9 protein-coding genes are annotated in these 14,740 nt (G+C 51.4%); 3 read left to right on the top strand and 6 right to left on the bottom strand.

Annotated elements, in window-relative coordinates; all coding sequences use genetic code 11:
- Window positions 1-41 precede the first annotated feature (41 nt).
- Complete coding sequence (locus tag T496_RS0105745) at window positions 42-572, top strand: hypothetical protein (protein WP_155808688.1); 531 nt, start codon at window positions 42-44, stop codon at window positions 570-572.
- 140 nt (window positions 573-712) lie between these two features.
- On the opposite strand, the gene T496_RS0105740 is transcribed toward T496_RS0105745, so the two are convergent.
- Window positions 713-880 carry a DUF362 domain-containing protein gene (locus tag T496_RS0105740; RefSeq protein WP_027449896.1) on the bottom strand — a complete coding sequence of 56 codons (168 nt, stop codon included), beginning with the start codon at window positions 878-880 and terminating at the stop codon, window positions 713-715.
- Between the two features lie 175 nt (window positions 881-1,055).
- Here T496_RS0105740 and porT point away from each other — a divergent pair, with 175 nt between their 5' ends.
- Both porT and T496_RS0105730 read left to right on the top strand, forming a co-directional pair.
- Window positions 1,056-1,802, top strand: coding sequence for a type IX secretion/gliding motility protein PorT/SprT (gene porT / locus T496_RS0105735; protein ID WP_027449895.1), 747 nt, complete (start codon window positions 1,056-1,058; stop codon window positions 1,800-1,802).
- 170 nt (window positions 1,803-1,972) lie between these two features.
- Window positions 1,973-4,255 (top strand): GH92 family glycosyl hydrolase, encoded by a 2,283-nt coding sequence (locus tag T496_RS0105730; RefSeq protein ID WP_027449894.1) that lies wholly within the window; start codon window positions 1,973-1,975, stop codon window positions 4,253-4,255.
- Between the two features lie 111 nt (window positions 4,256-4,366).
- On the opposite strand, the gene T496_RS0105725 is transcribed toward T496_RS0105730, so the two are convergent.
- The 5 genes from T496_RS0105725 to T496_RS0105700 all read right to left on the bottom strand — a co-directional run bounded on the left by T496_RS0105725 (window position 4,367) and on the right by T496_RS0105700 (window position 14,725).
- On the bottom strand, window positions 4,367-4,864 hold the full coding sequence (locus tag T496_RS0105725) for a hypothetical protein (RefSeq protein WP_027449893.1): 498 nt from the start codon (window positions 4,862-4,864) through the stop codon (window positions 4,367-4,369).
- Window positions 4,865-4,866: 2 nt separating this feature from the next.
- Window positions 4,867-6,027, bottom strand: coding sequence for an AAA family ATPase (locus T496_RS0105720; protein ID WP_027449892.1), 1,161 nt, complete (start codon window positions 6,025-6,027; stop codon window positions 4,867-4,869).
- A gap of 198 nt (window positions 6,028-6,225) precedes the next feature.
- Window positions 6,226-9,063 carry an AraC family transcriptional regulator gene (locus T496_RS0105710; RefSeq protein WP_081783561.1) on the bottom strand — a complete coding sequence of 946 codons (2,838 nt, stop codon included), beginning with the start codon at window positions 9,061-9,063 and terminating at the stop codon, window positions 6,226-6,228.
- A gap of 270 nt (window positions 9,064-9,333) precedes the next feature.
- Complete coding sequence (locus T496_RS0105705) at window positions 9,334-11,421, bottom strand: RagB/SusD family nutrient uptake outer membrane protein (protein WP_044110718.1); 2,088 nt, start codon at window positions 11,419-11,421, stop codon at window positions 9,334-9,336.
- 19 nt (window positions 11,422-11,440) lie between these two features.
- A complete protein-coding gene (locus tag T496_RS0105700; RefSeq protein ID WP_052342100.1) occupies window positions 11,441-14,725 on the bottom strand; it encodes a SusC/RagA family TonB-linked outer membrane protein in 3,285 nt (1,094 codons plus the stop codon).
- Window positions 14,726-14,740 lie beyond the last annotated feature (15 nt).

Raw genomic sequence — 14,740 nt, 5'->3', positions numbered from 1 at the left:
TGCAGTCAATTAAACAATAATCAATTACAGCAATGATAATTATGAAAAAACTATTATTTGTAGCGATGCTGCTTCTTTCAACAGTGGCTAATGCTCAGAAGATTTGTGGCGTGTATGTCAATCAGGTGGAAGATATGTATGAAGACCAGTATCTGGTAATAGAACAAGATGAGAAAGGAAAACTGTCTGGCTACTATTATGGTACCACTGATGATTTCGATGAAGTGCGTGAAGGTTATAGACCAGGTTTCTTCGTGGCAGAATTAAAAGATATAAAGTCAGATGCGAAGTCGCTGGATTTCTCAGTAGAAGTTCAAACGGAAGACCTCTTTTCTTTACCAGTTCCGCTTAATGTACGATCTTCCAGAGTGGCAAGTAAATTTTTGATGCCATGGACGGTTTATCTAAGTGGGGTAAAGAAGCGTATTTCGTTTCATTGCTTATTTAACAACGGCAGCTTGATTTATCAAGCAGGAGATAAATATTCATCAAAAACGTTTGTGAAGGTAACAGATGTCCGCATCTTGAACGTTGTGTCTGAAGGTAAGGTGATTAACTGGAACAACAATTAAATAATTCATTATCTTGTAGCTATGAAACGAAAGTTAACACGCGCAACGCTCAAACTTTTTGTTTAGAGAAGATACAAAAGAAATGGCGAGTCTCCGCAGGGAAGACTCGCCATTAGTGGTTTATGAAAAGCTAAATTGAATTAGCCCAGGTGGATGGCCTCAGAAGGACAAACACTAGCGCAAGTACCGCACTCGGTGCAAGCATCAGCATCGATTGAATACTTCTCGCCCTCAGAGATTGCCTCTACGGGGCACTCACCCTGACATGTACCGCATGCGATACAGTCGTCACCAATTACATATGCCATAATCTTTCTAAATTTTGATTAGTTAATACTCAAATATTGTGATGCAAAGATACATAGTTTTTCCGAATAATACCAAACTTTTGGTATCTTTTTTCTCCAATTTATACGGTGTCGAAATTGTGATTTGCAAGCGGGATATATAATAATAGCGCGCATTCTGCGTTATAAATAAACAATGAAACGACTATTCTTGATACTCATCATACTGGCCGTGGCCGTGGCCAATGGCGCCGCCCAGAAGCGCAAAGTGCAGAACAGACCCTATGTGGATCTGCGACCCATGCACTTTGGCATCAGCATAGGCATGAACATGCAGGATGTGAAGATGAAGAACGTGGGGCCGCAACTGGTGTCGCTGCCCGACGTGGGCGACACGGAGCGCACGGTGTATTGTGATGCCGACACGTGGAATCCGGGCTTCAGCGTGGGTGTGGTGGGCGATCTCAGACTGAACCAGTACCTCTCGTTGCGCGTCACGCCTTCGATGCACTTCGGTTCGAAGCGCCTGGTGTTTCGCGACATGGACAACCTGAGCGAGAACGGGACTCCGCGCGAGACGACACAGGATATGAAGAATACCTATGTGTCGGTGCCCGTGGATGTGAAGTTTGCTGCCGAGCGCTTCAATAACTACCGCCCTTACATGCTGGCTGGCGTGAGCCCCATGCTGAACCTCTCGGGCAAGGATCAGGACTATAGTCATCTGAAGCCATTCGACGTGATGGTAGAGGTGGGCATGGGCTGCGACCTCTATCTGCCTTTCTTCAAACTGATACCCGAGATTAAGTTCTGCTACGGCCTGACCAACGCCTATGACAGTAGCCATGCCAGCGAGCTACGCGACGTCAACCAGCGTGTGTTTACCAATGCCGTGCAGTCGGCCCGCAGCAGTATGTTTGTGTTTACACTCTATTTCGAGTAGCCGCATTCTCGGCTCTCTCTTGCCATTTGTGCCAGAAAAACATCATTTTGGCACAAACGGAAAGCCCTTTTTAAAATATAATGGCTATCTTTGCACCGCGTTTCTGCCGCTGTGGTAGCGACAGGGCGTGATTGAGACATTACCATCAACTAAAAATAGTAATAATGATTATGAGACGAAAACTTTTAATGCTTGTTGCAAGTACCTGTATGGCATTTGCTGCACAGGCCAAAGGCAACTATGCCGACTACGTGAGTACGCTGGTGGGAACAGACTCGAACTTCGAGCTCTCTACCGGCAACACCTATCCAGCCACGGCCATGCCTTGGGGCATGAACTTCTGGACGCCACAGACAGGAAATATGGGCGACGGATGGGTGTACAGCTATAATGCCAATCGCATACGCGGCTTCAAACAGACCCATCAGCCCAGTCCATGGATGAACGACTACGGACAGTTTGCGCTGATGCCTACCACCGGCACACCCGTGTTTGCCGAGGGCGACCGCGCCAGCTTCTTCAACCATAAGGCAGAGACAGCCCTGCCTTACTACTATCAGGTATATCTGGCCGACTATGACATCAACACAGAGCTGGTGCCAACAGAACGTGCTGCCATGTTTCGCTTCACATTCCCCGAAAACGAACAGTCGTGCGTGGTCATCGATGCGCTAGACCGTGGCTCGTCAGTGACCATCATCCCTGGTGAGCGTAAGATTGTGGGCTACTCGACCAAGAACAGCGGGGGCGTTCCTGGCAACTTCAAAAACTATTTCGTGATTGTCTTCGACAAGCCGTTCACCTATACCGCAGCCGTTCCTAATGGCGACATCCGCAAGGGCGAGCTGGAGGCCAGCGGCAACCATGCCGGTGCCATCATCGGCTTTGCCACGAAGAAAGGCGAGCAGGTGCACGCACGAGTAGCTTCATCGTTTATCAGCACCGAACAGGCCGAGCTGAACCTGAAAGAGCTGGGCAAGCTGTCGTTCGACCAGCTGAAACAGAAAGGACGCGAGCGCTGGAACGAGGTGCTGGGACGCATCGAAGTAGAGAGCAGCGATGTGAACGAGTTGCGCACATTCTATAGCTGCCTGTATCGCAGCACCCTGTTCCCACGTATGTTCTACGAGAAGAATGTCAAGGGACAGATTGTGCACTACAGCCCCCACACGGGCGAGGTGCTGCCAGGCTACCTGTTTACCGACACAGGCTTCTGGGACTCGTTCCGCGGACTGATGCCACTGGTCAACCTGGTCTATCCCGAGATGAGCGAACAGATGGAAGAGGGCTTTTATAATGCCTATAAGGAGAGTGGTTTCTATCCTGAGTGGGCTACACCCGGACACCGTGGCTGCATGGTGGGCAATAACTCTGCCTCGGTGGTGGCCGACGCCTTCGTGAAGGGCAACATCAAGAAGGATGCCCTCGAGATGTACAAGGGACTGCTGAAGGGTGCCAATGCTGTTCACCCCAAGGTATCATCATCGGGCCGACTGGCTTTCAAGGAATACAACGAGCTGGGCTATGTGCCTTCTGACGTAGTGGGCCAGAGCGCCTCACGCACATTGGAGTATGCCTACGACGACTGGTGCATCTACCAGATGGGTAAGCGCCTGAGACGCCCTGCCAGCGAGACCGACATCTACAAGCAGCGCTGCCTGAACTACAAGAATATCTATCATCCCAAATACGGCATGATGAGCGGACGCGACTCGAAGGGCAACTTCCCCGACGACTTCAAGGCTGATGAGTGGTGGGGCCCCTTCACCGAGGGTAACAGCTGGCACTGGACGTGGTGTGTGTTCCACGACATCCGCGGACTCATCTCGCTGATGGGTGGCGACCAGGCCTTCATCAACAAGCTGGACGCTGTATTCACCACACCTCCCACCTTTGGCGGCGCGGTGGACACACGCAAGCAGCTAATTCACGAGATGCGCGAAATGCAGGTGGTCAACATGGGACAGTATGCCCACGGCAACCAGCCCATCCAGCACATGATCTACCTCTACAATTATGCCGGCGAGCCTTGGAAGACGCAGTACTGGGTACGCGAAGCTATGCGCCGTCTCTACTTCGCCACGCCCGACGGCTATTGCGGCGACGAGGACAACGGACAGACCTCGGCATGGTATATCATGTCGGCACTGGGCTTCTACTCCGTTTGCCCCGCCACCGACCAGTACGTGCTGGGCGCTCCTCTCTTCAAGAAAGCAAAGGTGAACTTAGCCAACGGCAAGACCATTGACCTGTCGGCACCAGCCAACAGCGACGAGAACCGCTACGTGCAGTCGCTCACGGTGAATGGAAAGACGTACGACAAGAACTACTTCACCCATGAACAGTTGATGCGCGGTGTGAAGCTGAACTACCAGATGGGTAGCAAGCCAAACAAGCGTCGTGGCACGAAGCCATCGGCCTATCCCTATTCGTTTTCAGATAACAATGAGTAATCCCAAAGGCTCCGCCCTTTGACCCACAACAAAACCAATGCCGGTTTGAACCATCACATAGTTCAAACCGGCATTCTTTACCTCTCACCTCTCGCCTCTCAGTTCTCACCTTCAAAGTTTGTCTTCTTGTCCGGACTTTATGCCACGTAGGTCGCACTTGAATTCTTTTCGAAATTCCTGCTTGGCCTTTTCCATGGTTGGATTTGATTTGTTTGAAGGAAATGATTGTGCCACGATTCGAGCGCGGATGTCATCGTTTGATGGATGCCTGAAGATGGGGTTCTTTAGCGTCTGACGTAGCTGGTCTATGGCATGCTTTGTATCTACTCCTTTCAATTCGATGAAGGCCTCTGTCCAACGTTCTGGGTTTACGTCTTTGCCAGCGCGTTTTACCAGCACCAGTTTGTCGCACCTTTGGCCTTCTTTCATGATGTAGCCATCCACAGCATATACCACAGACTCCTCTTTGCCAGTGGTCGTCAGAAGATAGCGCTTGCCATTCTCACTTACGCTAATCTTTGCTCGAGTTTGCAAGGCTTGTTCAGGTACAAATGATTCAGTGGTCAGACGGTCGTGGGTTGATTCGTATGTTGTCTTCTTGTCTTTCATTTCTAAGCAAAAAGAATCTTATTCAACATGCTGATGCTTTCATCTACCCAGTCGGAAACGCCATCCAGATCGTTGCCGCTAAGCATAGGAATATCGTTATCCATGATGTTCTGGAAAGTACCTTTCTCATCGATAAAGTATCCAGAGATGTTCTTCGAGGGGATAATGTATTCCTTGCTGATAATATCCTGCTTCAGCTTTTTCTCCTCTATTATGGCAGCTGCCAGTAAGACATTCACCACTGACATTACATACGGACTGTGGGTAGTTACGACGATCATGCTTTGTTCAGAACCGTTCTCCAACGCCTTCTTCAGCGAACGAACAAGGCTCATGACTACAAGCTTCTGTGATTCGGGATATAGATTCTGCTCGGGCTCTTCAATAAACAACTGAGCAGACTGATATTCGAGCCTTCTGTGTGAGTGACCGTTATCAGTATTGCTTATCTCATTACGTTCACGCATAGACAGTGAAGCATTCTTTCCGACACGTTCTGTGATGTAGTTGACCATCACATCCAGGGGCATCACACTCTGCATACCACTAGAGGCATAGAAGGCTGGCGTCTCTGTACCGTCCTCACGTAAGAGAACATCGGCACCTGACTTGTTGACATAGCTAAAGCCACCGGTTGCGGACAATCGGAATGGGTGCTCACTGGTATAAGGACTCTTTGCCTCATCCCACTCATAAATGAAATTAAACAAGACGTCCCTTTCTGTGGCCTTATAGGTCTGGTCCACATTCTGGATAGCTGAAATAAGATTTCTCTCGGCAGGGATGTAGCTCAACTTTGTGTTAAACCTATTCTCTGCAAATGATTTCTTTCGCACAATCTTTACGTTGCCATTCTCGCCTTTGTACTCTATAGTCAGGTTGTCGCCATCATACAGCAACTCAGTCTCTTGGGTAAAGTACTCGTCGTTTAAGCGATGGAATTGCTTCAATTCTTTAATAAACCGATTGTCGTGAGTGAACAGGTCTATCATGTCGTCGGTAGAGACCATGATCTTCTTCTCTAGCCAGCGGCAAAAACAAAGCACCTTCATGAAAGTACTCTTACCGGCACTCTGACGGCCTATAAGAACAATCAGGGGTGTCAGCTCAATTTTTGTCGAGTCCACTATCGGACCAAAAGATTTAATATGCAACGACGTCATACGATAGTATCGCTTGATGTGAGATCTTTGAGAATTAGAAATATGTTTTGCAAAAATACTAATTTTATTTAGATATGAAAGAAAAATATCGTGACATTCTCTTTATTTTATGCATTTTTAGCGGAAATGGTGGCTTCGGTTTTCAAAAAGAAGTATATCGTGGGAACAGAGGTATAGAGCAATAAAGTTGCGACTTACTCAGCACTTGGAAGAAAAACTCTCATCTTGCGGCAAAGCCGCACCCCTCTCACTTCTCCTTCTCTCCCGATAGCTCTTTGGTGTCTCATCGAAATGTTTGCGAAACTCCTTGTAGAAGGTGGACTGCGTATCATAGCCCGTTTTGTACATCACCTCAGAGATGGTCATGTGTGTGGAGGTGAGCAGGCGTGCCGCGGTCTTGACACGATAGTCCTTGATAAACTCCTTGACAGGAGGCAACTGGGCTGTCTCAAACTTACGGTAAAGGTTGCGACGACTAATCTTCAGGATGTTGGCCAGCATCTCGGCATCCAGGTGCGAGTTGCCAATGTGCTTATCGACGGCTTTGGTGACTTCTTCGAGGAAGTCGTGTTGCTCTTTTTCGATGAGTGATTCCGTAAAACTGCCGTTGACCATTTGCGACTTTTCGCTGTTGATGATCATCTGCTGCAGTTGTGCTGCTTCCACCTCTTGCTTGCGACGCTGCTGTTGCCACCAGCGATGCAGCAGATAGCCGACGACAGCTGCACAACACAAATAGAGGGCGTAGGCCCACCACGTGCGGTACCAGGGTGGGGTGATGATGATATGAAGCAGAGCTTCGCCACTTTCCTTGCCGGTGCTGATGTTGCGTGTCTTCACATACAGCGTGTAGTGGCCCGGTTGCATATTGCTAAAGGTAAACTGGTTGCTATGGCCGTTGGCTGTCCACTCGTCGCTGGCAGACAGACGGTAATAGTAGTCTAGCATGGAACCGCCCAGATAGTCGTAGGTGGCTACGCCAATGGTGAAGAAGTTCTGCTGATGGTTCAGACGTAGGGTGCTGACCGCTGCTTCTGGATCCATAAAGTCGTTGATATCCTGTTGTATGCCTTGAATGCTCAGGCGGTTGAAGTCTATCTGCAACTTGTTGGCGCAGGGCGTTGCATGGGCATTGTAGCTAATGGCCGCAAGACCATTGATAGAGCCGAAGAGCAGCGTGTTGCCTGCATGGTAGGCTGCGCCGTCGCAATATTCCTTGAACCCTGGGATGGTGTTGCTGTCAACGACCTTGATAACGTCGCCTTGCAGACTAAGGGCAGCCAGACCAGCACTTGTTGAGGCCCACACCTCGCCATGACTGCTCAATGTGAAGGCATGGATGGTGTTGGAGGGGAGACCATGGCTGGTGTCTATATGTTTGACGGTGCCTTTCTGGTCTAGGATGATAATGCCGGCACTGGTGCCTATCCACAGTTTGTTGGCTATGTTTCTCAGCGCAAAGACATCATTGATATTGGGTGTCTTCTCGGTATCGCCGAAAGGTACATGTGTCAGGATGTCGCCCTTCAGTTTGTAGAGTCCCTTTCCGCGATTGCCGAAAAGCAGATAGCCTTGTGGTCCTTCAGCCATGCAGAAGAAATAGTTGGACGACATACTGCCGCCGTCAAGACGGTAGGACTTCACATCGCTGAGTTCCGGTTGCCCGTTCTTCTCGTCGATGTGTGCACTCACGATGCCGTTGCCCAGCGCTGCCAGCCATAGCCTGCCGTCGCGCTCGGCCATGGCCATCACGTTGGCGGCATAGCCCGGCAGCGACATTCTGATAAAACGCTGGCTCTTTCTGTCGTAGCAACTCACGCCACGGTCGTGACCTATCCAGATGTGCTGTCCGTCTTTGCTGTCCAGTATGCTGAAGATGTTGCGACTCTCCAAGCCCGGCGTAGCGTCGTTGAAGTGGGTGCCCTGTGGCAGCGACTGACTGTTGGCGGTGCTGAAGTTCGGAACACGGAGCAGACCATCGCCCTTAGAACCAACCCACAGCGTGTTGTCGGCATCGAGCAGCAGGGCGCGGATGGCCTGTTGCTGCTTGGTGAAGATGCTTTTGCCCGTGTAGGTGCAATAGGTGTAGGCCTCATTGCTCAGCATCATGGCGCCTTCGCCATCGGTGCCTATCCAGACGATGTCGTTATAGCGGTCTTTGGTCAGGCAGAACACGCCTGTGTTGATGTTCAGGTCGGTGATCTTCGGTGTGTCGTTAGGACCTTTCGGCAGCACAACGCTGATCATGCCGCCCGTGCCAAAGGCCATCAGCAGTTCGCCGTTGAACTCCACAATGTCGTTGATGCTGCCTCGCGTGGCCAGTTCGTGGCTCAGCGAGAACAGTTTCTGAAAGCGTCGGGTGGCATAGGTATAGGTCAGCAGCATGCCCTGATCGTCGATGATATACTCTCTGTCGCCAACCTCTACGGCAGTACGGATGTTGGCAGCCCGCTGATGGTATCGCCCTATCTGATACGTGCCGTCGGCATGGCGCAGCAGTTCGTAGGTCATGATACGGTTGTTTTGGAACACCAGTACCTGGTGGTCTGTCACCACATAGTCGCATGGCCAGGGTACATTGTCGCCCAATCCTAAAGAAAGAGAGTGGAAGTTGCCGTCGGATCCCATGTAGCAAAGACGTCCGTTGTCAAGAATGAAGCCGTCGCCCTTGGGGTTGCGCTTCATCTTTCTCAGTCCGGCAAACTGAGAGAAGAATTTATTCTCCTTCTTGTATCGTGTGAACACGTTAAGACCATAGTTGGTCAGCACCCATGTCTGGTTGCCATTGACGCACATCACGTTCTCGACAACGCGTCCACGGATGCTATTCTTGCCATGGGTGTCGGCACTCCACACGCGTACACCATCGTAGCCATCGAGCCCGTCGAGTGTGCCAAAGAGCATCTCGCCACAGGGCTTTTGTTCTACAGACAATACAAAACTATTGGTCAGTCCTTGGATGTGCTTGATATTATAAGCACAAGCTGACTTTAGGACGCATGCCAATAGGAATAAACCATACAGCCTTCGTCGCATCTTACTATTTAGTTCAAGCTTTATGTATTTAGCTTTGCAAAATTAAACATTGTTTTTCGGTTGTACGAATACTCCGGGTTTATTTAACTTTATTTAGATTGCTATCAGCCCTACTGGCCGTTCTTTGTCATATAAAGATGTCAAAGGATGATAGACCTGTGTTGAAGACGTATGGCGCATGACCACCAGAAGAGCGGTGGGACATAAAGAAAGAGCGTGCACCGCTAACAAATGCGGCACACGCTCTTGATATAGGATTATGGATGATGATTACTGTTTGTTGTGCTCGTCAACCGTGCTCTCCCAACCCTTGTTCTGAACGCAGAGGTGGTTGCGGTTCAGCTCCTCCTGAGGAATGGGCAGCAGCGACATGCGCTTAGCAAAGATACGGTGCTGCTGTACTACGCGCTTGTAGAACTTCAGGTCGGTAGCGGTGTTGCTGCCATAGAGGTTGTAGCCATACAGGTCGCCACCTTCACCACCCTTGTGGTAGGGAGCGTAGATCCAACCGTCGGTGAGTTCCTCGCCGTTGGTGCGCCACTTACCTTCGGCCACACCCCAACGACGAACGTCGTAGTAGTACTTGTTCTCGAATGCCATCTCGATGAGGCGCTCGCGATAGACTGCCTTCAGCACCGTGGTCTGGTCGTAGGCAGGCAGCGCGATGCGGTCTTCGCCACGAGCACCCTTGGTGTCGTCGCTGGCATTGACCTTATACTCTGCCACACCGGCACGTGCACGGATGGCATTGACGGCCGTCAGTGCTTCCTCCAGTTCGCCCAGCTCGGCGCAAGCCTCGGCATAGTTCAGGTAAACTTCGCCCAGACGCAGCAGCACACAGTAGCTCCAGCCGCCCAGTGCGCTACCATACTGACAGCTCTTGCGGCAGATGGTACCGAAGACGGGATAGTCGTGTGTACCAGATGAGTTAGGACCAGAGTTGCCCGAGTAGTTCATCTCGCTGGGAGCGTTCTTACCATTGCCAATGTTCCAAGGACGATTCTGGAAGGTGATGCCCAGATAGAAACGAGCCTCACGGTCGTAGAACTGCTTCATGATAGGATGTGCGTTCTGCATGGTGAAGTAGTTGTAGCCAGAATAGGGATCGTTGTAGGTGGTCTTACGCAGGTTCACCAGTGCGTTGGTGTACTGAGTCTCGTCGCCATACTCGTCATACGTGAAGTAGTCGGGGTCTTCCTCGATGCGCAGACCCTTGTTGGTGAAGTAGAGGTCCACGAACTCCAGGGGCACGGTGTAGGCACCGGCACCGCCGTCAACAGTTCCGTAGGGAGCGGGCAGCGAACCACCATTGTTGCGAGGCACCATGGGATAGGTGTCGGTAGAGTTCTTGGTGGTGCCCACAATCATCTCCTCATTGTCGCTGTTGCCGATGCAGGCATAGAGAACAGAGTTGTAGGGACATGACTGATCAACCGAGTTGACCAGCTCGCCACTGCTGTTGCGCAGCACCAGTCGCCACTGGCCGTCGTCGATCAGTTCCTTGGCAGCATCGCGGGCGTCAATCCATTTCTGGTTGTCGCGAGCTTGGGGGAACAGCTTCTTGCCGTCGGGATTAGTAACGTCGGCATAGAAGGGATCGCCATTGAACAGATAGCTGGCGCGGAACAACAGCACCTCAGAACGGATACCGCGAACAGTCTCTTCGGTGAAGTTGCCGGCATACTGACGAATGAAGGTGTTCTCGCTGTCGTACTTGGTCAGCAGGTCGCCACTGCTCAGCACATCGTCGAACTCGCTGAGAATGTAGTCGAAGCACTCGTCCACGGTGCTACGCTCTTCCATCATGTTGCCCAGGTCGTCTTCTACACCGTTCACACGGTCGCCAATGATAGCCACAGGACCGAAGTTCTTCATCAGACAGAAGTAGAAATAAGCTCTCAGTGCACGGCACTCGGCTTTGGTGGTAGCCTTCTCAGCATCGCTCAGAGGGTCGCACTCGTCCACATGCTGCAGGTACACGTTGGCATACTGAATGCCACGATAATAGTTGGTGAACATGTCGGCCACCCAACCAGTAGAAGGCGACAGCGTACCGTTGATGATGTTCAGATGCTTACCATTACCACCATCGCTCCAAGGCTGATAGCCCGAGAGTGAGGCATGCAGCATCATACCGTTGCTGGTACCTCCCTGATAGCGGGTCTGCAGGGTGTTGGGGATATAAGAATAAACGTTGGACAACCAACTGAGAGTCTGCCCACGGTTAGAGAAGACATCCTCGAGCGAAGTGGCGTTGTTGGGCACGTCGTCGAAGTAGTCGTCGCATGAGCTGAGTGTGAACGCAGTCATGGCGGTCAGCAAGACTCCAAAGCAATATTTCTTTGTTTTATTAATCATGATTATCTATATTATACTGTTAGAGGTTGAAGTTGACACCAATAGAGAATGTGCGTACGTTGGGATAAGAGATACCATTGTCGGTATTCAACTCGGGATCCCACAGCTTGAATTTGCTGAAGGTGAGCACGTTCTCGCCCATCAGGTAGAAACGACCACCGCTGAGGAAGGTGTTGCGAGTCCATGACTTGGGGAAGTAGTACGAAATGGTGAACTGCTTCAGGCGCATGAAGCTGAAATCGCGTTTCCACCAGGTGCTGGTCTTGAAGTTGTTGATGTTGTGAGGGTCATTCTCACCCCATGCCAGTAATGGATAGAAGACATCAGTATTCTCGGGATCGTCTGCACTCCAGCGGTCGGCAATGTTTGAGTAGAGTGTACCACCGCCCGAGGTAGAGGTGAACGGACGGATACCGTTGCCGCGCAAGATGCGTTCGGCGTCAGCCACACCCTGGAACAGGATGCCAAGACCAACGTTCTTCCAGCGCAGGTCGCCACCGAAACCGTAGTAGATGCGTGGCACGTCGCCACGGCTGATGCATACCTGGTCGTACTCGTCGATATGACCGTCGCCGTTCATATCTTTATACATGATGTCGCCAGGAGCCACCAGCTCGCCGGGATAGGTCTCACCGAACTGGGTGATGTTGCGATCCTTGATCTGCTGGTCGCTGGTGTAAAGACCTTCAGCTACGTAGCCCCATTCAGCCAGCACGTTGTGACCGCGGCGGTCCAGCCAGGGATGTGCGGGATCGGCCTGAGCATTCTCGATGACCTTGTCGTCGTTCATGGCCATGTTGCCACGCAATGACATGTAGAGGTCCTTGCCAAACTGATGGTGGTATTCGAACGATGCCTCCATACCCTTATTCTCTACCTTACCTACGTTGGCCGAGATATTGGTGGCGAAACCTGCAGAGAGGGGCACGTTGTCGCGCGATACGAAGATCTTAGAACGGTTCTCCTTGAAGAGGTCCACAATGAAGGTCAGCTCATTGTCCAGGAAGTTGATCTCGATACCCAGGTCCTGCTTGTGAACCACAGACCACTGTGGGGTGTAGCCGTAGCGGTTGAAGCCCAGTCCGTCGTTGCCCCAGTAGCTGCTATACTTACCGTCGTCGCCCGTGCCGCCAATCTGTGTGAAGTAGGTGAAGCGACCATCGGTAGAAGAGTTACCTACTTTACCGTTAGAATAACGAATCTTGAAGAACGAGATGTACTTAGAGATGGGATCCCACCATTTCTCGTTAGAGGGTACCCAACCGAATGCCACAGCGGGGAAGAAGCCGAAGCGATGGCCTGGCTTGAAGTTCTCAGAACCGGTGTAACCACCGTTGAGCTCTACGAAGTAACGGTTGTCGTAGTCGTAGGTCAAGCGTGTAGAAAGGCTCTGCTGCTTGTATGGCAGTGTCTGCAACAATTCGTTTTTGTTGGCATCCAGATAGCTGCGCATGTTGAACAGCAACAGTCCGGTGACGTTGTGGTAGCGGTTGAACGTGCGACGATAGTCGAGAGCACCTTCAAAGTAGAAAGTACGATACACCCACTTGTCGGCTGTCACGTTCATGGAGTTGTTACCACGATATTGCTCGGTGAGCAGCAGCATCTCTGGACGAGTGTCCAGCAGTGGCGTGGTGGTATCGTTGCCGTTGCCATCTTTCACCCACAACAGGTTGCCGTTCTCGTCGGTAAGCTGAGGATAGAGGCTGGTGTCTTCAACCCACACGCCATTCTGCTGACGACCGGTGGGCTTCCAGCTTGAGTTGCGCACCTGGTACTTCAATGCCTGAGTGGCACGGAAGTCGAAAGCCACCAGTGCACGGGCGCTCAGACCCTTGCTCCATTCAAAGAAGCCCAAGTCCTGTGTCAACTTCAGGTTGGTGTTGATCTGCGTTTGGTGCTGCGTCTGATAACCACGGCGCGTCAGTGTCTCCCAAGGAGAGTCCAGGCTGTAGTCGTGGGGTGACGAGCCAGGGCTGCGACCATCGGCATACTGCACGGGGAAGATGACGGGGTTGGTGGTCATGGCACGGCTGAAGATGTCTTTCAGTTCCTCGTGAGGATAGTTGCCGCTGGCCAACCATCCGCTGACGCCCACATCCAGATTAGTGGTCTTGGTGGCCTTCAGGTTGACGTTGGTCAGGAAGTTGTAGCGGTTGTAGTCAATCTCAGAGCTGAAGTCCTGTGAAGGATCGTCTTTGGTCAAACCCTTCTCGGTATAGTACGACAGAGAGATGTAGTAGCTGGCGTTGGGCGCACCACCACGGATGTTGACGTTGGCACGACGGTTCCATCCGTACTTGTGATACATCTCGCGCATCCAGTCCACATTAGGATACAGGTACTTGTTGATAGAAGCGGGCAGCTTGCCGCCATTGCCGTCAATCAGTCCCTGCTTGTAGGTCAGCTCATCGGCAGTCAGAGGCATGCCGTTGGCAATCTTTGTGTTGATAATCTGGTTAGCACCATAGTAGTCGTAGCCACGGCTGGTCTGGTAGGCCTCGTTCACGGCATGCATGTATTCGATACCATCGACCAGGTCGGGCACCTTGGTCAGCGAGGTGATACCCTGGAATACGTCGAAAGAGAACTTTGGCTTGCTCACCTCACCAGGCTTCGTGGTGATGATGATGACACCGTTACCACCACGTACACCATAGACGGCCGTAGAGGCTGCGTCCTTCAGCACGGTGATTGACTCGATGTCCTCGGGCGACAGGTTGTTCCAGCTACGCTCGATACCATCCACCAGCACCAGAGGGCCCTCGTTGCGGTTGGTCAGCGTAGAGATACCACGAATCCAGATGTCTGAGTCGTCTTGTCCGGGCACACCGGTACGCTGTACCGATACCACACCAGCCACACGACCGGCCAGCACAGAGGTCATGTTGGCAACAGGTGCCTTCACATCGTCCATCTTCAGTGTGGTCTGTGCACCCAGCACCGAGATCTTCTTACGCGTAGAGTAACCTACTACGGTTACCTCGTCGATGTCGTTGACTTGCTCGTGAAGGATGATATCAATCAGGGTCTTGTTGGCCTTGCGCTCTTCAGCCTTATAGCCCACATAGGTGGTGGTAATGATGTCACCCTCAGAACAATTGATGGTGTACTGGCCGTTGACGTCGGTCATTACACCATTTGATGTGCCTTTCACTTGTACGGTGACGCCAATGAGCGGTTCGCCGTTGACGTCTTGTACGCGTCCCGTCACTTTGATGGGACCTGCGAGTGCGCAGGTCACCATCATTGTGGCAAAGAACGATAGCAGCGTTTTTTTGATACAATCTGCTGTTATTCTCATATTTACTTACTGTTT

The sequence above is a fragment of the Xylanibacter brevis P6B11 genome, assembly GCF_000621825.1.
GTDB lineage: Bacteria > Bacteroidota > Bacteroidia > Bacteroidales > Bacteroidaceae > Prevotella > Prevotella brevis.
Note: the sequence above shows the minus strand (reverse complement) of the source record. Positions and strands in the feature narration are given on the sequence as shown.

Bases quoted from the DNA above. Each gene is read 5' to 3' on its own strand.
- T496_RS0105745 (WP_155808688.1), top strand. From the start codon at position 42: ATGAAAAAACTATTATTTGTAGCGATGCTGCTTCTTTCAACAGTGGCT.
- T496_RS0105740 (WP_027449896.1), bottom strand. From the start codon at position 880: ATGGCATATGTAATTGGTGACGACTGTATCGCATGCGGTACATGTCAG.
- porT (WP_027449895.1), top strand. From the start codon at position 1,056: ATGAAACGACTATTCTTGATACTCATCATACTGGCCGTGGCCGTGGCC.
- T496_RS0105730 (WP_027449894.1), top strand. From the start codon at position 1,973: ATGAGACGAAAACTTTTAATGCTTGTTGCAAGTACCTGTATGGCATTT.
- T496_RS0105725 (WP_027449893.1), bottom strand. From the start codon at position 4,864: ATGAAAGACAAGAAGACAACATACGAATCAACCCACGACCGTCTGACC.
- T496_RS0105720 (WP_027449892.1), bottom strand. From the start codon at position 6,027: ATGACGTCGTTGCATATTAAATCTTTTGGTCCGATAGTGGACTCGACA.
- T496_RS0105710 (WP_081783561.1), bottom strand. From the start codon at position 9,063: ATGCGACGAAGGCTGTATGGTTTATTCCTATTGGCATGCGTCCTAAAG.
- T496_RS0105705 (WP_044110718.1), bottom strand. From the start codon at position 11,421: ATGATTAATAAAACAAAGAAATATTGCTTTGGAGTCTTGCTGACCGCC.
- T496_RS0105700 (WP_052342100.1), bottom strand. From the start codon at position 14,725: ATGAGAATAACAGCAGATTGTATCAAAAAAACGCTGCTATCGTTCTTT.